At 73.0% G+C, this 17,025-nt stretch carries 20 protein-coding genes; 10 read left to right on the top strand and 10 right to left on the bottom strand.

The genetic code is table 11. From position 1 onward, the window contains the following. Positions 1-4 precede the first annotated feature (4 nt). Positions 5-856 (bottom strand): helix-turn-helix domain-containing protein, encoded by an 852-nt coding sequence (locus AB0C38_RS38490; protein WP_360682713.1) that lies wholly within the window; start codon positions 854-856, stop codon positions 5-7. A 57-nt stretch (positions 857-913) separates the two neighbouring features. After that, positions 914-1,816 carry a LysR family transcriptional regulator gene (locus AB0C38_RS38485; protein WP_360682712.1) on the bottom strand — a complete coding sequence of 301 codons (903 nt, stop codon included), beginning with the start codon at positions 1,814-1,816 and terminating at the stop codon, positions 914-916. Positions 1,817-1,903: 87 nt separating this feature from the next. Here AB0C38_RS38485 and AB0C38_RS38480 point away from each other — a divergent pair, with 87 nt between their 5' ends. Then, a complete protein-coding gene (locus AB0C38_RS38480; RefSeq protein ID WP_360682711.1) occupies positions 1,904-2,692 on the top strand; it encodes an SDR family NAD(P)-dependent oxidoreductase in 789 nt (262 codons plus the stop codon). Here the strand turns inward: AB0C38_RS38480 and AB0C38_RS38475 are convergent. Continuing rightward, on the bottom strand, positions 2,619-3,593 hold the full coding sequence (locus tag AB0C38_RS38475) for a LysR family transcriptional regulator (protein ID WP_360682710.1): 975 nt from the start codon (positions 3,591-3,593) through the stop codon (positions 2,619-2,621). The two genes, AB0C38_RS38480 and AB0C38_RS38475, sit on opposite strands and share 74 nt — an antisense overlap. A gap of 117 nt (positions 3,594-3,710) precedes the next feature. Between AB0C38_RS38475 and AB0C38_RS38470 the strand changes: the two genes are divergently transcribed. Both AB0C38_RS38470 and AB0C38_RS38465 read left to right on the top strand, forming a co-directional pair. Next, positions 3,711-4,418 (top strand): SDR family oxidoreductase, encoded by a 708-nt coding sequence (locus AB0C38_RS38470; protein ID WP_360682709.1) that lies wholly within the window; start codon positions 3,711-3,713, stop codon positions 4,416-4,418. 4 nt (positions 4,419-4,422) lie between these two features. Then, positions 4,423-4,770 (top strand): SgcJ/EcaC family oxidoreductase, encoded by a 348-nt coding sequence (locus tag AB0C38_RS38465; RefSeq protein ID WP_360682708.1) that lies wholly within the window; start codon positions 4,423-4,425, stop codon positions 4,768-4,770. Positions 4,771-4,792: 22 nt separating this feature from the next. Here the strand turns inward: AB0C38_RS38465 and AB0C38_RS38460 are convergent, their stop codons facing one another. Then, complete coding sequence (locus AB0C38_RS38460) at positions 4,793-5,419, bottom strand: siderophore-interacting protein (RefSeq protein ID WP_360682707.1); 627 nt, start codon at positions 5,417-5,419, stop codon at positions 4,793-4,795. 28 nt (positions 5,420-5,447) lie between these two features. On the opposite strand from AB0C38_RS38460, the gene AB0C38_RS38455 reads away from it, so the two are divergent. Both AB0C38_RS38455 and AB0C38_RS38450 read left to right on the top strand, forming a co-directional pair. Continuing rightward, complete coding sequence (locus AB0C38_RS38455) at positions 5,448-5,834, top strand: MerR family transcriptional regulator (protein ID WP_360682706.1); 387 nt, start codon at positions 5,448-5,450, stop codon at positions 5,832-5,834. Between the two features lie 39 nt (positions 5,835-5,873). Beyond that, positions 5,874-6,455 carry an isoprenylcysteine carboxylmethyltransferase family protein gene (locus AB0C38_RS38450; RefSeq protein ID WP_360682705.1) on the top strand — a complete coding sequence of 194 codons (582 nt, stop codon included), beginning with the start codon at positions 5,874-5,876 and terminating at the stop codon, positions 6,453-6,455. 123 nt (positions 6,456-6,578) lie between these two features. Here the strand turns inward: AB0C38_RS38450 and AB0C38_RS38445 are convergent, their stop codons facing one another. Together AB0C38_RS38445 and AB0C38_RS38440 are read right to left on the bottom strand one after the other, a co-directional pair. After that, the gene (locus AB0C38_RS38445) at positions 6,579-6,941 is read right to left on the bottom strand and encodes a hypothetical protein (protein ID WP_360682704.1); all 363 of its coding nucleotides are present in this window, start codon (positions 6,939-6,941) and stop codon (positions 6,579-6,581) included. Continuing rightward, entirely contained in the window at positions 6,938-7,468 is a 531-nt protein-coding gene (locus tag AB0C38_RS38440; RefSeq protein WP_360682703.1) for a MarR family transcriptional regulator, read from the bottom strand. The genes AB0C38_RS38445 and AB0C38_RS38440 overlap by 4 nt, the downstream gene beginning before the upstream one ends. A gap of 165 nt (positions 7,469-7,633) precedes the next feature. Between AB0C38_RS38440 and AB0C38_RS38435 the strand changes: the two genes are divergently transcribed. After that, on the top strand, positions 7,634-9,646 hold the full coding sequence (locus AB0C38_RS38435) for a phosphocholine-specific phospholipase C (RefSeq protein ID WP_360682702.1): 2,013 nt from the start codon (positions 7,634-7,636) through the stop codon (positions 9,644-9,646). On the opposite strand, the gene AB0C38_RS38430 is transcribed toward AB0C38_RS38435, so the two are convergent. Beyond that, positions 9,636-10,568 (bottom strand): AraC family transcriptional regulator, encoded by a 933-nt coding sequence (locus tag AB0C38_RS38430; protein WP_360682701.1) that lies wholly within the window; start codon positions 10,566-10,568, stop codon positions 9,636-9,638. The two genes, AB0C38_RS38435 and AB0C38_RS38430, sit on opposite strands and share 11 nt — an antisense overlap. Positions 10,569-10,648: 80 nt before the next feature. Here AB0C38_RS38430 and AB0C38_RS38425 point away from each other — a divergent pair, with 80 nt between their 5' ends. Further along, positions 10,649-11,437 (top strand): NAD(P)H-binding protein, encoded by a 789-nt coding sequence (locus AB0C38_RS38425; protein ID WP_360682700.1) that lies wholly within the window; start codon positions 10,649-10,651, stop codon positions 11,435-11,437. Here AB0C38_RS38425 and AB0C38_RS38420 read toward each other — a convergent pair. Then, entirely contained in the window at positions 11,421-12,938 is a 1,518-nt protein-coding gene (locus AB0C38_RS38420; protein WP_360682699.1) for a DUF2235 domain-containing protein, read from the bottom strand. The genes AB0C38_RS38425 and AB0C38_RS38420 overlap by 17 nt on opposite strands. 119 nt (positions 12,939-13,057) lie before the next feature. Here AB0C38_RS38420 and AB0C38_RS38415 point away from each other — a divergent pair, with 119 nt between their 5' ends. Beyond that, on the top strand, positions 13,058-13,471 hold the full coding sequence (locus AB0C38_RS38415) for a pyridoxamine 5'-phosphate oxidase family protein (RefSeq protein WP_360682698.1): 414 nt from the start codon (positions 13,058-13,060) through the stop codon (positions 13,469-13,471). Here AB0C38_RS38415 and AB0C38_RS38410 read toward each other — a convergent pair. After that, positions 13,414-14,160 carry a helix-turn-helix transcriptional regulator gene (locus AB0C38_RS38410; RefSeq protein WP_360682830.1) on the bottom strand — a complete coding sequence of 249 codons (747 nt, stop codon included), beginning with the start codon at positions 14,158-14,160 and terminating at the stop codon, positions 13,414-13,416. The two genes, AB0C38_RS38415 and AB0C38_RS38410, sit on opposite strands and share 58 nt — an antisense overlap. A 90-nt stretch (positions 14,161-14,250) precedes the next feature. On the opposite strand from AB0C38_RS38410, the gene AB0C38_RS38405 reads away from it, so the two are divergent. Then, the gene (locus AB0C38_RS38405) at positions 14,251-15,435 is read left to right on the top strand and encodes an MFS transporter (RefSeq protein WP_360682697.1); all 1,185 of its coding nucleotides are present in this window, start codon (positions 14,251-14,253) and stop codon (positions 15,433-15,435) included. A 134-nt stretch (positions 15,436-15,569) separates the two neighbouring features. Then, entirely contained in the window at positions 15,570-16,520 is a 951-nt protein-coding gene (locus tag AB0C38_RS38400; protein ID WP_360682696.1) for a pyridoxal-phosphate dependent enzyme, read from the top strand. Here AB0C38_RS38400 and AB0C38_RS38395 read toward each other — a convergent pair. After that, a complete protein-coding gene (locus AB0C38_RS38395; RefSeq protein WP_360682695.1) occupies positions 16,509-17,012 on the bottom strand; it encodes a hypothetical protein in 504 nt (167 codons plus the stop codon). The two genes, AB0C38_RS38400 and AB0C38_RS38395, sit on opposite strands and share 12 nt — an antisense overlap. Positions 17,013-17,025: the final 13 nt, after the last annotated feature.

The raw sequence follows: 17,025 nt of genomic DNA, 5'->3' as shown, positions 1-17,025 counted from the left end.
GCGCTCACCGGCCGGCGGGCTCGGCGGTCCACGAAGCCAGGATCCGCAACGCTTCGTGCGCCGGCGAACCCGGTTCCGCCGTCAAGACCATCAGCCGCTGCCCGCTGCCGTCGGGGCTTTCCCACATGTCACAGTCCAACGTCAGGTCGCCGACCACCGGGTGGTGATACCGCTTCACCCCGTAGCCCGCGCTCGTCACGTGGTGGGCCGCCCACCACGTGCGGAACTCCGGGTGGTGCACCGCGAGCTCGCCGACCAGGTCCGCCAGTTCCGGTGCGTCCGGGTCGCGCGCGGCCTCGAGGTGTAGCGCCGCCACCGCCGTGCGGGCCGCTTCGTCCCAGTCGACGTGGAGCGCGCGCACCGCGGCGTCCGCGAAGAGCAGGTACACGTAGTTGCGGCGGTTGGCCGGGTAGCGGGCGAAGTCGGTGAACAGCGCTGCCGCCGACTCGTTCCACGCGAGCACGTCCAGGCGGTGGCCCAGCACCATCGCGGGGGTCTCCGCCAGCTGGTCGAGCAGCCGTTTCATGGCGGGACGCAGCTTTTCGGCCGCCCGGCGCCGCGGCCGGCGGAAGGGCTTGCCCGCCAGTTCGTACACATAGGACTGCTCGTCGCCGCTCAGCCGGAGCGCGCGGGCCAGGGTGGCGAGGACCGACGCGGACGCCGCCACGCGCCCCTGTTCGAGCCGCGTCAGGTAGTCGACGCTGATCGCGGCGAGCTGTGCCACCTCCTCGCGGCGCAGCCCCGCCACGCGTCGCGGCGAGGCGGGGTCCGGCAGGCCGACGTCGTGCGGGCTCAGCCGGGCGCGGCGCGCCTTGAGGAAGTCGCCGAGCTCCTTCGGCTGACCGGTGGGCTCCATGCCTCCGATTGTCCCCCGACGGCCGCCGGTCGCGGGTGGGCAGGTTTCTGCCCCCGGTCAGCCGCGCAGTTCGGCCGCCTGCTCGCGAAGGGCGTCGACCACGGCGGTGGCGCCCGCCGAGCGGCCGGGGCGGGTGACGACGACCGCGGCCCGGCCGCGCCACGCCGGGTCCTCGACGGAGACCACCGCGACCCCGGCCGGCACCGACGCCGCCGCGACGCCCGGCAGCAGCGCGATCCCCAGCCCGGCCGCCACCATCCCCAACCGGGTCGTCCAGCTGCTGACGGCGTGGCCGACGCGGGGCTCGTCCAGGGTCGGCCAGGCGCCGAACTGGGGTTCGCCGCGTCCGCCGCGGCCGACGATCCACGTCTCGTCGCGCAGGTCCGCGACGTCCACCCGCCGCCGGTGGGCGAGCCGGTGCCCGAGCGGCACGGCGACGCGCAGGTCGTCCTCGGTCAGGACGTCCTGGTGCAGGCCGGCGAGGTCGTAGCCGGGCAGCCCGTCGCCGACGCCGATCACCACGACCTCGGTGCGCCCGCCGCGGAGCCGGGCGAGCAGCGCCGGGGTCGCCCCTTCTTCGAGCGTGACGGCCAGCCCGGGGTGGCGGGTGCGCAGGACGGCGAGCGCCCGGGGGACCAGGACCGCCGCCGCGGCCGGGAAGACGCCGATCGACAGGCGGCCCGCCAGCCGGTCGCGCAGGCCCGCCAATTCCTGCTCCGCGGTGTCGACCACCGCCAGCGCGGTGGTGGCGTGCCGCGCCAGGAGTGCCCCGGCCGGGCTCGGCCGCACCCCGCGGGCGTGCCGCTCGAACAACGCCGTGCCCGCGGCGGCTTCCATCATCGCCACCTGCCGCGAAATGGCGGACTGCGTGTAGCCGAGGGACGCGGCCGCCGCGGTGAACGAGCCCGTCGCCGCGACCTCGCGGATCACCCGCAGCCCGGTCAGCGTCACTTCTCCCATCCCGGCAGCCTACCCATGAGCGGACCGCATGGGAGTCATGAGAAGACATCGCTGGTGCTCATGCCTCGGCCGGCGCAGCATGGAAGCATGATTTGGTTCATCACAGGATCCTCGAAGGGCTTCGGCCGCCACTGGGCCGAAGCCGCCCTCGACCGCGGCGACCGGGTCGCCGCGACCGCACGCACCCCCGCTCAGCTCGACGACCTCGTCGACCGGTACGGCGACGCGGTCCTGCCGCTCGAGCTCGACGTCACCGACCGCGACGCCGCGTTCGCCGCGGTCCGGCGCGCCGCGGACCACTTCGGCGGCCTGGACGTCGTGGTCAACAACGCCGGCTACGGCCACTTCGGCCGGGTCGAGGAGCTGCGCGAAGACGACGTCCGGGCCCAGCTGGAGACGAACTTCTTCGGCGCGCTCTGGGTGACGCAGGCGGCGCTGCCGATCCTGCGCGCGCAGCGCCGCGGGCACATCATCCAGGTCACCAGCGAAGGCGGCGTGGTCGCGTTCCCGGGCATCGGCGCCTACCACGCCTCGAAGTGGGCCCTGGAAGGACTTTCCCAGTCCCTGGCCCAGGAGGTCGCGGAGTTCGGCATCCACGTCACCAACCTGGAGCCGGGTCCGTACGCGACCGACTGGCTGAGTGTCGGCTCGCGCCGGAGCGCCCCGAACCCGGACTACCCGGCGGTGCCGGAGGGACAGTGGGACGTCGGCGATCCGCACGCCACCCGCGCGGCCGTGCTCGAGCTCGTCGACGCCGCCGACCCGCCGCTGCGGATGTTCCTCGGCAAGTCCCTGCCCGCGGTCACCGAGGAGTACGAGGACCGGCTGAAGACGTGGAACGACTGGCAGGCGGTGGCGGTGCGGGCGTTCGGCTGAGCGCCGCGTGCGGGTCGTCCGCGGGCACCCACCCGGTGTCGAGGTCGAGCGGGCCGACGTCCCGGGTCAGCGCCGCGATCGTGGCCAGGACCGGTGCGCTGGTTTCGTCCCGGCGGGACACCAGCGACCACGTCCACAGGGGCGCGGGGCCGGTCACCGGCCGGCGGGCGAGGTCCTGGGGGACCGGTGTCGTCTGGCCCTTCGGGGAGTTGAGCACCGGGCGCCGCAGCCGGCGGACGTGGTCGAAGAACGCCGGGCCGGTGACGCCGCCGTCGTGGGTGTGCACGACCTGGGCGCCGGTCACCCGCGCGAACTCCTCGGCGTAGACGTTCCACGACGCCCAGCTGGCGGCGTCGGCGTCGACGAGCACGACGACGTCCTTCGCCGGCACTTCGGAGGTGCCGGTGCCGATCGCGTGGAGGCGGTCCGCGCCGAGCAGGTGGGCTTCGAGGTCGTGCTCGGCCAGGTCGGCCGCCCGCGCCCAGCAGATCGCCAGGTCGATGCTCTCCTCGGCGACCCGGCGCAGCTGGGCGTGCGAGGGCAGCACCCACGTGTCGACGTGCAGGTGCGCGACGCCCGCCACGCGGTCGAGCAGGTCGGCGGGGCGCCAGTTGACGTAGCCCAGCCGCACCGGCTCGCGCGCGGCGATCCCCGCCGCCGAGCGGCGCAGCTCGTCCGCCTGCTCCAGCAGCGCGAGCACCCTCGGCAGCAGGGACTCGCCGCACTCGGTGAGCGTCACCGAGCGGCGGTCGCGGTCGAAGAGGCGGACGCCGAGATCGCGTTCGAGCGCCTTGATCTGCTGGGACAGCGAAGGCCCGGCGATGCGCAGCCGCTCCGCGGCCCGGCCGAAGTTCAGTTCTGTGGCGACGGCCACGAAGTACCGAAGCTGGCGGAGCTCCATACCGGCAGCTTAGTGCGGTGGGAGTCCGGGCCTCACAGGTGAGAGCGAACCGGTCGTGGCGGGCGCGGTCCGCCCGGCACATCCTCGGGTCAGGAAGCACACCCACCAGGAGGAACCATGAACACCCAGAAGGTCGCGGTAGTCACCGGCGCCTCGCAGGGCATCGGCGCGGCCGTGGTCGAGGCGTACCGGAAGCTCGGCTACGCCGTGGTCGCGAACTCGCGCTCCATCACCCCGTCGGGCGACGCCGGGATCCTGGCCGTCGCGGGCGACATCGCCGACCCGGCCGTCGGCGCCCGCGTGATCGACCAGGCGCTGGCGACGTTCGGCCGCGTGGACACGCTGGTCAACAACGCCGGTGTCTTCATCGCGAAGCCGTTCACCGACTACACCGCCGACGACTTCGACCTCGTGACCGGCGTCAACCTGCGCGGCTTCTTCGAGGTCACCCAGCGCGCGATCGCCGCGATGCTGGAGGTCGGCGGCGGGCACGTCGTCAACGTCACGACCAGCCTGACCGACCACGCGAACAGCGCGGTGCCCTCGGCCCTCGCGTCGCTGACCAAGGGCGGCCTGAACTCGGTCACGAAGTCCCTGGCCATCGAGTACGCCACGCGGGGCGTCCGCGTGAACGCCGTGTCGCCCGGCATCATCCGCACGCCGATGCACCCGGCCGCGGCGCACGAGGCGCTCGCGGGTCTGCACCCGGTCGGGCGGATGGGCGAGACCGGCGACATCGTCGACGCGGTCGTCTACCTGGAGGGCGCGCCGTTCGTCACCGGCGAGATCCTGCACGTCGACGGCGGCCAGAGCGCGGGACACTGACGCCATGGACATCCTCACCGGAGTGCTGGACGCGTGGAAGTCGGCGGTCGACGCCCACGACCCCGAGCGCGTGGCGGCGTCCTTCACCGAAGACGCGATCTTCCAGGGCCTGCACCCGTACAGCGTGGGCCGCGACGGCGTGGCGAAGTACTACGACTCCCAGCCCCTCGGCATGACGGCGGCGTACCGGATCGTGGAAACCCGGCAGCTGGCCGACGACGTGATCCTCGGGTACGCGAGCGTGGATTTCGCCTTCACCGACCGGCCCGCGATCTCGGTGCACCTGAGCGTGATCGTCCGCCGCGTCGGTGATCAGTGGCTGATCGGGCACTACCAGGTTTCGCGGCTCTGACGGGACACCCCCCGGGGACCCTTCAGTCCATGCCGCGCTTTCCGGGCGTCCAGAAGGGTTTGACGATCGCCGACCGCCGCGGCCAGCCGCGGTCCTGCACCAGGTGGCGGCGGGCGGCCTGGCACGCGCGCGCCTCGCCGGCGAGGTACGCGATGCCCGGCTCGTCCGGCAGCTCGAGCGCGCGGAGCGTGTCGAGCAGGTTGTCCGTCCAGACGACCTCGCGGGGCATCGGCAGCTGGTCGGCCGCCTCGATGACGCAGTGGACCGAAGCGTCGGCGGGCAGCGCGCGCAGCATGGCGCCGAACGCCACCGACGCGGTCGCGTCCCCGGCGAACAGGTGGTACGGCGCGGTTTCCTGCGGCACGAGCCGGCCTTCGGGCTTCAGGAAGGAGACCCGCTGGCCCGGGCGGACCTCCCGGGCCCAGCGGGCGCCCGGCCCGGCGCCGGGGTGGTCGAGGACGCACAGGTCGAGGTGGTCGCCGTACTCCCAGATCGAGTAGGTGCGCAGCGTCAGCGTGCCGACCCGCACGCGGATGTGCTGGCCCGGCGTCCAGCGCAGGTCGGGTACGCCGGTGAGCCGGATCCGGCGCATCCGGGTGGTGACGTCCTCGACCGCGTCGACCGTGCCGGACAGGAAGAGTTTGCTCATGGCCCGTACTGTGCCGGTTAATGTCCACATGAAGTCAAGCGAGCTGACCATCGGGCAACTCGGCCGGCGGTTCGGGCTGGCCACGCACGTGCTGCGGCACTGGGAAAGCGTGGGTCTCCTCGCGCCGGCCCGGGCGGCCGGTGGGCAGCGCCGGTACGGCGAGGACGACCTGTTCCGCATCGCCGTGATCCTGATGAGCAAGGAAGTCGGCGTCGGCCTGCGCGACGTGGCCGAGTTCCTGGCCTCGGGCGGCGACAAGGACGTGCTGCGCCGTCACCTGGCCGTGCTGCAGCGCCGGATCGACGAGGCGCAGGCGGCGAAGAAGCTGATCGAGCACGCGTTGGAGTGCCCGCTCAAGCTGGAGGAGTGCCCGGACGCCCGCGAGGAGATCGCCACCCGCATCCCGCCGCCCTGAGCCTGCTCGCGCCGGTCCGGCGGGAGCGATAATGGCGTCGTGCTAGCCGGAGAGCTGCCGACGGTGGCCCGCGTCGTCCTGGTCGTCAGCGTCGGCGCCTTCGCCGCGGGCGAACTGGTCCAGGCGTTCCGCACGCGCCGCGGCGCGAAGATCGTCGACGTGCGCGCGGAGGTCGTGTTCAGGGCGATGTTCTTCGGGGCGATTCTGCTGTGGCCGATCGGCCGGGCCGTCGTCCCGGCCGCCGCGATCGGCGGAGGCGGGTGGCTGTTCACGGCCGGGACCGCGCTCGGGTGGCTCGGCCTGCTGCTGCGCTGGTGGTCCTTCGCCAGCCTGGGAAAGTACTTCACCGTGACGGTCCGGACCAGCGAAGACCAGCCCGTCGTGGACCGCGGTCCCTACCGGGTCCTGCGGCATCCGAGCTACACCGGCTTGCTGCTCATCTTCACCGGCGCCGGCCTGATCGCGGACAACTGGCTCAGCGCGGCGGGCGCGGTCGCGGTGGTGCTGATCGCCCTGGTCCACCGCCTCCGGATCGAGGAGCGTGCCCTCGACGATGCGCTCGGCAGCCGTTACCGGCAGTTCGCCGCGAACCGCGCCCGGCTCATCCCGTACGTGTGGTGACCTCGCGGCCACCGGCCACGCAGGCCGAAGTTTGTGCCCACCGGGCCCGGGTATCCGGCTGGCAGCGGTGCCCGCTCGTGTTCGAGCTCAGCCCGGTTCCGGGTAGTCGGGCGGGCGCCGCTGCTACCGCCCGGCCGCCGCCATGAGCGGGTGCCACGGGGTCGCGTCGAAGATCAGCGTGATCGCCGTGATCTTGCCGTCCCGCAGCCGGAAGTGCTCGGCCGTGCGCTGCGTGCCGACCGGCGTCGCCGTGTGCACGTCGTAGACCAGCGTGGCCTCCGACTCGCCGTAGAGCTCGCTGAGCATGTCCACGCCGGTGACCACGCTGACGAACCCGCCGAGCCCGGCGAGGTGGCCGCGGGCGTCGTCGGAGCTCATCAGGGGGCTGCGGAAGGTGAACGTGCCGGCCAGCTGCTCGGCCGCTGCGGTCACGTCGCCGGCGAAGCGGGCCTGGGAGTAGGCCTGAACGGTTTCCCGGGTGGTCATCGGTCCTCCAGGTGGCGGGCGAGGTGCTGCTGGTTCTCGGCGAGGCGCAGGCAGAGGTGGCGCAGCTGGGTCGTTTCGGCGGCGGTGAAGCCGCGGAAGAGCGCCGCCATGGCCAGCTGCGACGGACGGCGGAACTCCTCGAGCCACGTCCGGCCGTCGCCGGTGATCCGGACCAGCACCGACCGCCGGTCGCGCGGGTCGGGGATACGGACCGCGTGCCCGGCGCGCTCGAGCGTGTCCACCAGGCCGGTGACGTTGCGCGAGCTGACCCCGGCGGACGCGGCGAGGTCCTTGATGTTCGCTTGCGAGCTGCTCAGCCGGATGAGGATGTCGAGGGCGCCCGGGCTGAGGCCGCGGCTGTCGGTGCCGTGGGCCCGCAGCTGGTCCAGGCTCCTCGCGGCCGTGCGCACCGCCGCGGCGGCTTCGAGCACGCCGGTGTCCTCGCCGCGCGTGAACTCGGCCAGCGCGCCGCGGGTGTCGGGGGAGTAGAGGTGGTCGTCCGGGTCGCGATCGAATACGTCGTTCATAGTGAAGTACTACATTAGTACGTACTTCCGTATTCGTGTCAAGATCATGTCCGTCCGCAGTCGTTTACGAGGGTTTCGCCCGGCGTTAGCCTCGGGCCCGGCAGAGGTTCTCGAAGTCCCGCACATACTGACCCGGCTCTCCACCACGACACCCCCGGAGTCCTCATGACGGACGTCAACCGACGGCGTTTCCTGCAGCTGGCCGGCGGCACCGCCGCCCTTTCCGCACTCTCCACCAGCATCGCCCGCGCCGCCGAAATCCCCGCTCACCGGCGCACCGGGTCCTTGAAGGACATCGAGCACATCGTGGTCCTCATGCAGGAGAACCGGTCGTTCGACCACTACTTCGGCACGTTGCGCGGCGTCCGCGGCTTCGGTGACCCGCGACCGGCGACGCTGGCCTCCGGCAAGTCCGTCTGGGCGCAGTCGGACGGCAAGCGCGACATCCTGCCCTTCCACCCCGAAGCGGACAACCTGGGCCTGCAGTTCATCCAGGACCTGCCGCACGGCTGGAACGACACGCACGCGGCGTGGAACGGCGGCAAGTACGACAAGTGGGTGCCCGCGAAGGGCTCGACCACCATGGCGTACCTGACGCGCGAGGACATCCCGTTCCACTACGCGCTGGCCGACACGTTCACGATCTGCGACGCCTACCACTGCTCGTTCATGGGCTCGACCGACCCGAACCGCTACTACATGTGGACCGGCTGGACGGGCAACGACGGCAAGGGCGGCGGGCCGGTCCTCGGCAACGACGAGAAGGGCTACTCCTGGACGACCTACCCGGAGCGGCTCGAGAAGGCCGGGGTGTCGTGGAAGATCTACCAGGACATCGGTGACGGCCTCGACGCCGCCGGCGGCTGGGGCTGGATCGACGACGCCTACCGCGGCAACTACGGCGACAACTCGTTGCTGTACTTCAACTCCTACCGCGACGCGAAGCCCGGCGACCCGCTGTACGACAAGGCTCGCACCGGCACGAACGCGAAGGCCGGTGACGGATACTTCGACCAGCTGCGCGCCGACGTCAAAGCCGGGAAGCTGCCGGAGGTTTCGTGGATCACCGCGCCGGAGGCGTTCTGCGAACACCCGAACTGGCCGACGAACTACGGCGCCTGGTACATCGCGCAGGTGCTCGACGCGCTGACCGCGAACCCGGAGGTGTGGAGCAAGACCGCGCTGCTCATCACCTACGACGAGAACGACGGCTTCTTCGACCACGTGCTCCCGCCGTACGCCTCGGCCGGCCAGTCCACTGTGGACACGACCGGGGAGATCTTCGCGGGCTCGGCGGCGAACCCAGCCGGCCCCTACGGCCTCGGCCAGCGCGTCCCGATGATCGTGGTGTCGCCGTGGAGCAAGGGCGGCTACGTGTGCTCGGAGACGTTCGACCACACGTCGATCATCCGGTTCATCGAACGGCGCTTCGGCGTGCACGAGCCGAACATCACGGCGTGGCGGCGGTCGGTGTGCGGCGACCTGACGTCGGCGTTCGACTTCGCGCGCACCGACGCCCGCGTGCCCGCGCTGCCGGACACGGCGGGCTATGAGCCGCCGGACCGTGAACGGCACCCCGACTACGTGCCCACTGTGCCCGCGCACAACGTGCTCCCGAAGCAGGAACGCGGGCTACGGCCGGCGCGGGCGCTGCCGTACGACCTCGCGGCCGACGCCCGGCTGGCGGGCGGCACCCTGACGGTCACGTTCGCCAACCACGGCCGCGCGGGCGCGACGTTCTCCGTCGTGACGCCGTCGGGCGAGCCGCGGACCTACACGGCGGGCGCCGGCAAGTCGTTGTCGGCCGCGTTGCCTGCGGCCGGGGCTTACGACTACACCGCCTACGGGCCCAACGGGTTCGTGCGGCAGTTCCGCGGCGGTGCCGCCGGGCCCGAGGTGAGCGTCCGCCAGGAAGGCGGGGACCTCACCCTGGTCCTGACCAACAACGGCACGACGACGGTGCGGCTGAAGGTGTCGGACGCGTACGGCCGGCGCTCGTCGACGCACCAGCTGCGCCCGGGCGCGCGGGTCGTCGAGCACGTGGACACCCGGCGCAGCAACAACTGGTACGACGTCTCGGTTTCGTCGGACCGCGACCCGAAGTTCCTGCGCCGCCTGGCGGGGCACGCGGAGACCGGCCGCCCGAGCACGAGCGACCCGGCGACGCTCACGAGCTGACGTCCTCCCGGCCGCGGCGCCAGTCCGACGGGCTGGCGCCGCGGACCCGTTTGAAGGCCACGCTGAAAGCGAACGGGTCTTCGTAGCCGACCGCCTTGGCGACCGCGGCGACGGTGTCTTCGCTGTCGCGCAACAGATCCGCGGCGAGCGTCATCCGCCAGCCGGTGAGGTAGGTCAGCGGCGGCTCGCCGACGAGGTGCGCGAACCGCGCGGCGAACGCCGCCCGGGACAACCCGGCCCGGTCGGCCAGTGCCGCGACCGTCCACCGGTGCGCGGGCTCGGCGTGCAGCAGGCGCAGGGCCTCCCCGACGCCGGCGTCGCCCAGCGCCCGGTACCAGGCCGGCGGCGTTTCCGTCGCGGCGCACCAAGCCCGCAGGGCGAGGACGAGCACCAGGTCCAGCAGTCGGCGCAACACCGCGTCCTGGCCCGGTTCATCGCACGCGACCTCGGCGGCGAGCAGGTCGAGCGCAGCTGACGTCCGCGGCCCGGCGGGCACGACCGCCAGCGGGGGAAGCATCGCCAGCAGCCGCTCGGCGGCGACGCCGTGGAGTTCGTAGGCGGCCCGCAACATGGTCGTGGCGCCGGGCGCGCCGTCGCCGTAGGTGCGTGGTGCCCGGGGGCGCACTTCTCCGGTGCCGGTGATCGGGTACTTCCGCCCGCCCCGGATCACGACCTGGGGCGCGGTGGCCGGGTCGTCGGCGATCGTGTAGCCGGGCGCACTGATCAGCGCGATGTCCCCGGCGGCCAGGCGCACCGGCGGCCCGGTGCCGAGGTCGAGGAACACGTGCCCGCCGAGCGTGGCGACCAGTGTGAGCGGCGGGGCGTCCGCGAAGGTCAGCGACCATGGCGGCCGCTGGATCAGCTGCCGGACCAGCGCGTCCGCGGCGTGCGCCCGGTGCAGCAGGTCGCTCAGGACGTCCATGGCCCGACCCTAGACGATCACAAAGGAATCATCGACTTTCTCCCATGGATCGTCTTGCCCATCTGCGGTTGCCTGAAGACATGACCACCCTCATCCTCGGCGGCACCGGCAAGACCGGCCGCCGCGTCGCACAGCGCGTCGACAATGCCCGGATCGCTTCGCGCACCACCGGTTTCGACCTCGGCGACCCGTCGAGCTGGGCGTCCGCGCTGGACGGCGTCACGGCCGTTTACCTCGTGGAACCCGATCTGCAGGCCGGACCGCGGCTTCCTCGGTTCGTGACCGAAGCGGTCGCGGCGGGCGCGCGGCGGCTCGTGCTGCTGTCCGCGCCGCGCGCCGGCGAGGAGGGCCATCCGCTGCACGCCGCCGAGCGGGCCGTCCGCGACTCCGGTGTCGGCTGGACCATCCTGCACCCGAACTGGTTCGCGCAGAACTTCAGCGAAGGCCCGTGGGCGCAAGAGCTGCGCGACGGCGTCCTGACCCTGCCGACCGGCGACGGACGCGCGCCGTTCATCGACGCCGAGGACATCGCCGAGGTCGCCGCGGCGGCGGTGACGGACGATCGGCACGACGGCGAGGTCTACGAACTGACCGGTCCGCGGGCGGTCGGCTTCGGGGAAGCGGTCGCCCTGATCGCCCGGGCGACCGGGCGGGAGATCCGGTACGCGGACGTCGACCCCGAAGCCTTCATCGAGCGGCAAACCGCCTACGGCGTCCCGGAAAACGTGGCCCGCCTGCTCACCGGCCTGCTGACGGACCTCCGCGACGGCCGGGGTGCCGACCTCGAGGACGGCGTCGAGCGAGCCCTCGGCCGGCCGCCTCGCGCGTTCGAGGACTTCGTCGCGGTGACGTTCAGGCCAGCCGCTTGACCGTCAGCCGCAGGGAACCGCGGTTGCTCGAGTAACCCAGCCAGCTGTCGTTGGCGTACGCGTAGAAATAGCCCGGTTTCCGGTTGACCCACTTCTCGAGCCGGCCGCCGATCGGGAACGCCCCGTACGGCTGCTGCACGTCGTGGGCGTCGAGGTTCGGGGCCGCCACCGCCCCGAGCAGTGCCATCCACTTCGCGTCTTCGCACCGGCGGCCGCCGAACGCGCGGGCCTGGGCGTCGTTGAGCCGGGCGAGCTGGGTCTGCAACCAGGCCGACGTCGTGGCCAGCGCGTGCAGCACGTCCTGGAAGTCCAGTCCGGCGTCCGCCTCGGTGCCGTCCGGGTGGTGCGCGATCTTCCCGTTCAGCCAGGTGCCCTCGGCGGCGAACTCGTACTCGCCGGGGTCGAGGTAGATGCCCGTCCAGTTCCACGGCTTCCCGGCGTAGACGTCGACCGTCGCCGACTCGCCGGCCGCCAGGCGCCGCCCTTCGCGATAGGGACCCGTGGTGATCGGCGGCGTCGCCTGCCGGTCCACCGCGGACGGGGCGACGCCGGGGGAACCGGCGGTGATGAACGGGAAGGCGCGCGGCGCCGGGCACAGAACCGTGTACACGCTGTGGAGCGAGTTGTGCAGCACGTCCTGGGCGGCCGGCACGATCTGCTTGTACATCGCGTCGTCGAAGACGAGGTCCGGCACGGCCGCGCGGCACTCGTCGATCATCCACTGCAGGGCGGCGTCGGACAGGCCGCTGCTGTCGTGGCCGCCGCCGACGTCGCAGTGGTCGCCCGGGAACCAGACCTGCTTGGCTGTGCGACCCTCGCCCACCTCGTGCAAGTTGGACCACAGGGTCGGCATGAACGGGCCGCGCATCTCGTCGATGGCCAGCGCCTGGCGCGCGTGCTTGACGTGCTCGCCCAGCTTGGTGTCGTGGAACCGGGGGAGGTGCCCGACGTGGTCTTCGACGAGCTTCAGCGGGCCGAGCCAGTCCGGGATGCCGAGCGAGCCGACGGTGTCCCAGACGCCGAGGAACTCGATCGGGACCGGCTCGGGCGCCTCGCCGGCCCCTTCCCGGTAGACGGTGGTGAAGAGCCGGTCGACCTCGGCCCAGAACTCGGTGGACCCGGCGGTCTTGAGGTTCGCGGGCAGGCCGCACCGGCTGATCATGCCGCCGAGGCTGCGGACGGTGAACGCCCCGCGGCTGAACCCGAAGAGGTGGATCGCGTCGCCGGGGGAGTAGGTGCGCGCGAGCCAGCCGTAGGCGCTCTTGATGTTCTCGGAGAGGCCCTTGCCGACCAGCCCGCCCTCGAGGTGGTCGAGCAGCCCGGGCCCGGTGCCGACGCCGGGGTGGTAGTACCGCGGCTGGGTCTCGAGGTTCGCCACGGTGTGGTGGAGCCGCGCGACGTTCGTCGGCGCCGGCCGGCCCTGTTGTTGCTGGTCCGGCGTGTTCCACGTCCCGTCGCAGCAGACGACCAGGTGCCGCCTGGTGCCCTCCGGCTCGCTCATCCGATCACCTTCACTCCACTCGGGACGCTCGAGAGCCACTTCGCTCCCGGCCGCGGTCGACGCCCTGAGGTTAGTAAGAGGCGGTGAGTGGCCGTGGAGATACGGCCTAACCTGTGGGTGTGGACCTGATCGGCTACGTGCGGGCGCAGCGCGCGGGCGTCGTCTCGACGCTCGGGCCCGGCGGGGAGCCCCAGGCCGCGTACCTCACTTTCGCCGTCACCGACCGCGGCGAGCTGGTGTTCGACGCCAAACCGGACTCGCGCAAGGTCGCGAACCTGCGCCGCGACGGCCGGGTGGCGGTGGTCGTCGGCGGCCCGGACGGTACGACCCTGCAGGGCGAAGGCACCGCCGACTTCCCGGCCGGCGCGGACCTCGACCGCTGCACGGCCGCCTACGTCGCGGCGTTCCCGGAGTTCGCCGGCTCGTTCGACGCGGGCGCTGTCGTCGTCGTGCGGGTCAAGCTCGCCTGGGCCCGTTACGGCGACTTCCGCGGGTCCACTCCGGACCTGCGCGAGGTGCCGCTGCCGGGGTAGAGCCCCAGGGCACCCAACCGGCGGCGGCCGCGCGGCGTGACGGCCAGTTCGCGGTCCCCGTCGCCGCGCCGGACCAGGCCGGCCGTGAGGAGCGCGGCCAGCACCTCGTGGCCGAGGACGCCGCCGAGGTGGGGGATGCGGTTGGTCCGGTCCAGGCAGGCGGTCGCGAGCCGGCGGCGGCCGGCGTCCACCGCGGCCGGGTCGACGCCGAGGTCGTGGAACGCCGAGACGTCGCCGCCCAGGGTCAGATCGGCCGCGGAGCCGTCCGGGGGCCGCAGCGCGCCGCGGTCGACGAGCATCGCGAACACGGCCACGCCGAGCCGGCCGGCGGTGTGGTCGTAGCACGTGTGCGCGACGTCCACAGTGGACTCAGCCGGCTGCGGCGGGGTGAGGGAGTCGTTGCCGCCGTAGCGGGCGAGCGCGGTGAGCACCGGCAGGAGGTCGTCGCGGCCGACGCGGTAGAGCGCGTGGCGCCCGGCGTGCTCGACCGTCACCAGCCCGGCGGCCCGCAGCCGCGCCAGGTGGTTGCCCAGCCGTGGCGCGGTGACGCCCAGCGCGTCGGCCAGCTGCACCATGGTGTGCGGGCCTTCGGCGGCCAGGAGCTGCAGTGCCGTGAGCCGCACGGGGTCGGACAGCTCCCGCGTCAGCTCGAGGATCGCGCCCTGGACGGCGTTGCCGGGTTCGATCATTCCGCTCACGCCGCGATCCTAACACCCTTCATGGGTTGCTGAATGGTGATTGCCGTGCCTACCATTCAGGCTCTCGTGAAGGGTGGATGCATGAGAAGTCTCTTGTGGGGCCGCGGGGTGTCCGCGCTCGGCGACGGCCTGTGGTTCACGATCTGGGCGCTGTACTTCACCCGGATCCTCGGGCTGCCCCCGGTGACGGTGGGCGCGGGGCTGGCGGTGGCGAGCGCCGTGGGCATGGTCGCCGCGGTGCCGCTGGGCGCCTTCGCCGACCGCGCCGGCGCCCGGACGGTGCTGGTCGTCGTGACGCTGGTGCGCGCCGCCGCGATGGCCGGGTACCTGGCCGTGGACGGGACCTGGTCGTTCCTGGCCGTGACGGTGCCGTTCACCGCGCTGGCCACCGGCGGGACCGCGGTCCGGACGGCACTGGTCACCGGGCTGGTCGCCGACCCGGCGGACCGGATGCGCGTGCTGGCGCAGCAACGCGTCGCGCAGCACGTCGGGTACGCGGCCGGCGCCGGTCTCGGGGCGCTCGTGCTGACCGCCGACGCGCCGTGGGCGTACACCCTGGCCATCGCGGGCAACGTGGTGAGCTTCCTGGTCCTGGCCGGCACGACGCTGCTGGTGCCCGCGCCCGCCGCGGTCCCGGCACGGCGGTCCGGCGCCCGGGCGGTCCTCCGCGACCGGCCGTACCTGTGCGTCGCCGCGGTCACCGCGGTGCTGTCGCTGTGCTGGGGGATGCTGTCGGCCGGGCTGCCGCTGTGGCTGTCCGGCTCGACGCGGCTGCCGCTGGGGCTGGGCGGGATCGTGGTCGTGCTCAGCTCGGTGGGGATCGCGGTGTTCCAGGTGCCGTTCGCCCGGTTCGGGCGCACCGTGACCCGAGCAGCCCGGACCGCGGTGGTGTCCGGCGTGGCCCTCGCGGCGAGCTGCCTGCTCCTGGCGACGACGTCCGGCGGCGCGGGTGCGGGCGCCGTGACGGTGGTGGTGCTCGCCGCGGTGCTGCACGTCGTGGGCGAGCTGAGCTACGTGGCCGCGAACTGGGGGCTGTCGGTGCGGCTCATGCGCGAAGAGGCGAAGGGCGCCTATCAAGGGGCGAGCGAAGCGGCCACGGCGACGGTCCAGATGGTCGGGCCCGGGGTGTTCACGCTCGCGATCGGCGGGCTCGGTGCCCTGGGGTGGGTGCTGGTCGCGGTGGTGTTCCTGGTCGCGGTCGCGCCCCTGCCGCGGCTGACCCGCTGGGCGGTCCGGACCCGCGAACCGGCGCTCGCCCGCCAGTGATCGCGGCCCGGCTCGCGGGCTGGGTCGTCGCGGCGCGGCCAGCCGGACGTCATGAAAGACCCTTTCACCTCGTCCGGCGCGGTGAAAGGGTCGTTCATGACGTCCCAACCGCGCGGTGACTATGCTCCGGAGCCGTGCCGGACACGCGCCTCGACCTCGACCGGATCCGGGCCGCCCGCCGGGTGATCGACCCGGTCTTCCTCGACAGCCCCCTTTACCGCTGCGAACCCCTGGAACGCGCGCTCGGCTGCCGGGTGAGCGTCAAGCTCGAAACCGCGAACCCCGTCCGCAGCTTCAAAGGCCGCGGCACCGAACTCGTCGTGGACGGCCTCGCCGGGCGCGCCGCCGTGTGTGCCAGCGCCGGCAACCTCGGCCAAGCCCTCGCCCTGTCCGCGCGGGGCCGCGGGATCGACGTCACCGTCGTGGCGTCGCGGTTCGCGCCCGCGGCGAAGCTCGAGCGCATCCGGGCGCTCGGTGCCCACCTGGAACTGGTGGACGGCGACTTCGAGCTGGCTCGCGAGCGGGCGGTGGCCCTCGCGCGGGAGCGGGGTGTCCGGCTGGTCGAGGACAGCCTGGACGTCGAGACCTGCGAGGGCGCGGCCACGATCGGCCTGGAGCTGGCGGACGCCGGGCCGTTCGACGCAGTTCTCATCGCCCTCGGCGGCGGCGCGCTGGCCACCGGCGTCGGCCACGTCCTGAAGACCCTCGCCCCCGGCACCGAGGTGATCGCCATCCAGCCCGAAGGCGCACCGGCGATGGCCCGGTCGTGGCGCGAGCGGCGCGTCGTGACCACGGAGTCGGCCGACACGATCGCCGACGGCGTCGCGGGCCGGTTCCCGATCCCGGAGGTCCTCGACGACCTCCTCGCCGTGGCCGACGACGCCGTCCTGGTGCGGGAGGCGTCGATCATCGCGGGGATGCGGCTGTTCCTGGAGCACGCGGGCCTGGTGGTGGAGCCGTCCGCGGCGCTCGGCCTCGCGGCGATCCTCGAAGACCGTGACCGCTTCGCCGGGCGCCACGTCGTCACCATCGTGTGCGGCGGCAACGTCGACCTGCCCGACTACCGCCGGTGGCTAGACCTTTGAGCCGGCCAGCAGGCCCTTCTCGCGCATCGCGGTCCGGAACACCTCGGTCTGCGTGGCGTCCAGGGCGTCCGCCGGGAACGCGACCTTGCCCTCGGCCTCGAGCTTCAGCACCCAGAACCCCCGGACCAGCGCGACGCTCGTGAAGGTGGTCCAGCCCCGGGTCATCGTCCGCCCGGGTGATTCGGCCGCGTACTCGGCGTCGGTCAGGACGATCCGGCTGGTCGCGGGCTCGGCGAACGGCCGCAGCAGCCGGGCGACCCGCCGCGCCTGGAGGACCGGCCAGGCGACGCCCAGCAGGAGGAACGCGCTGCCGAGGACCAGCCCGATCGGGTCCGGCTTCGAGCGCTGCAGGGCGATGGTCAGCACCACGACGCCGAACACGACGTAGATCCCGGCCGGCAGCCACCGGGCTACCGGGGCGCTCGGGTGGCAGGCGCGGAAGGACCGTTTCGCCATTTCGGGCGTGAAGACGAACGAAGACGAGATGTCCACGGAAAGGTTCCCC

The organism is Amycolatopsis sp. NPDC048633 (assembly GCF_040650695.1).
Lineage (GTDB): Bacteria > Actinomycetota > Actinomycetes > Mycobacteriales > Pseudonocardiaceae > Amycolatopsis.
Note: the sequence above shows the minus strand (reverse complement) of the source record. Positions and strands in the feature narration are given on the sequence as shown.

What these genes read in the sequence shown, in the direction of transcription:
- AB0C38_RS38490 (WP_360682713.1), bottom strand. Translation starts at nt 856, where the DNA reads ATGGAGCCCACCGGTCAGCCGAAGGAGCTCGGCGACTTCCTCAAGGCG.
- AB0C38_RS38485 (WP_360682712.1), bottom strand. Translation starts at nt 1,816, where the DNA reads ATGGGAGAAGTGACGCTGACCGGGCTGCGGGTGATCCGCGAGGTCGCG.
- AB0C38_RS38480 (WP_360682711.1), top strand. Translation starts at nt 1,904, where the DNA reads ATGATTTGGTTCATCACAGGATCCTCGAAGGGCTTCGGCCGCCACTGG.
- AB0C38_RS38475 (WP_360682710.1), bottom strand. Translation starts at nt 3,593, where the DNA reads ATGGAGCTCCGCCAGCTTCGGTACTTCGTGGCCGTCGCCACAGAACTG.
- AB0C38_RS38470 (WP_360682709.1), top strand. Translation starts at nt 3,711, where the DNA reads ATGAACACCCAGAAGGTCGCGGTAGTCACCGGCGCCTCGCAGGGCATC.
- AB0C38_RS38465 (WP_360682708.1), top strand. Translation starts at nt 4,423, where the DNA reads ATGGACATCCTCACCGGAGTGCTGGACGCGTGGAAGTCGGCGGTCGAC.
- AB0C38_RS38460 (WP_360682707.1), bottom strand. Translation starts at nt 5,419, where the DNA reads ATGAGCAAACTCTTCCTGTCCGGCACGGTCGACGCGGTCGAGGACGTC.
- AB0C38_RS38455 (WP_360682706.1), top strand. Translation starts at nt 5,448, where the DNA reads ATGAAGTCAAGCGAGCTGACCATCGGGCAACTCGGCCGGCGGTTCGGG.
- AB0C38_RS38445 (WP_360682704.1), bottom strand. Translation starts at nt 6,941, where the DNA reads ATGACCACCCGGGAAACCGTTCAGGCCTACTCCCAGGCCCGCTTCGCC.
- AB0C38_RS38440 (WP_360682703.1), bottom strand. Translation starts at nt 7,468, where the DNA reads ATGAACGACGTATTCGATCGCGACCCGGACGACCACCTCTACTCCCCC.
- AB0C38_RS38435 (WP_360682702.1), top strand. Translation starts at nt 7,634, where the DNA reads ATGACGGACGTCAACCGACGGCGTTTCCTGCAGCTGGCCGGCGGCACC.
- AB0C38_RS38430 (WP_360682701.1), bottom strand. Translation starts at nt 10,568, where the DNA reads ATGGACGTCCTGAGCGACCTGCTGCACCGGGCGCACGCCGCGGACGCG.
- AB0C38_RS38425 (WP_360682700.1), top strand. Translation starts at nt 10,649, where the DNA reads ATGACCACCCTCATCCTCGGCGGCACCGGCAAGACCGGCCGCCGCGTC.
- AB0C38_RS38420 (WP_360682699.1), bottom strand. Translation starts at nt 12,938, where the DNA reads ATGAGCGAGCCGGAGGGCACCAGGCGGCACCTGGTCGTCTGCTGCGAC.
- AB0C38_RS38410 (WP_360682830.1), bottom strand. Translation starts at nt 14,160, where the DNA reads ATGATCGAACCCGGCAACGCCGTCCAGGGCGCGATCCTCGAGCTGACG.
- AB0C38_RS38405 (WP_360682697.1), top strand. Translation starts at nt 14,251, where the DNA reads ATGAGAAGTCTCTTGTGGGGCCGCGGGGTGTCCGCGCTCGGCGACGGC.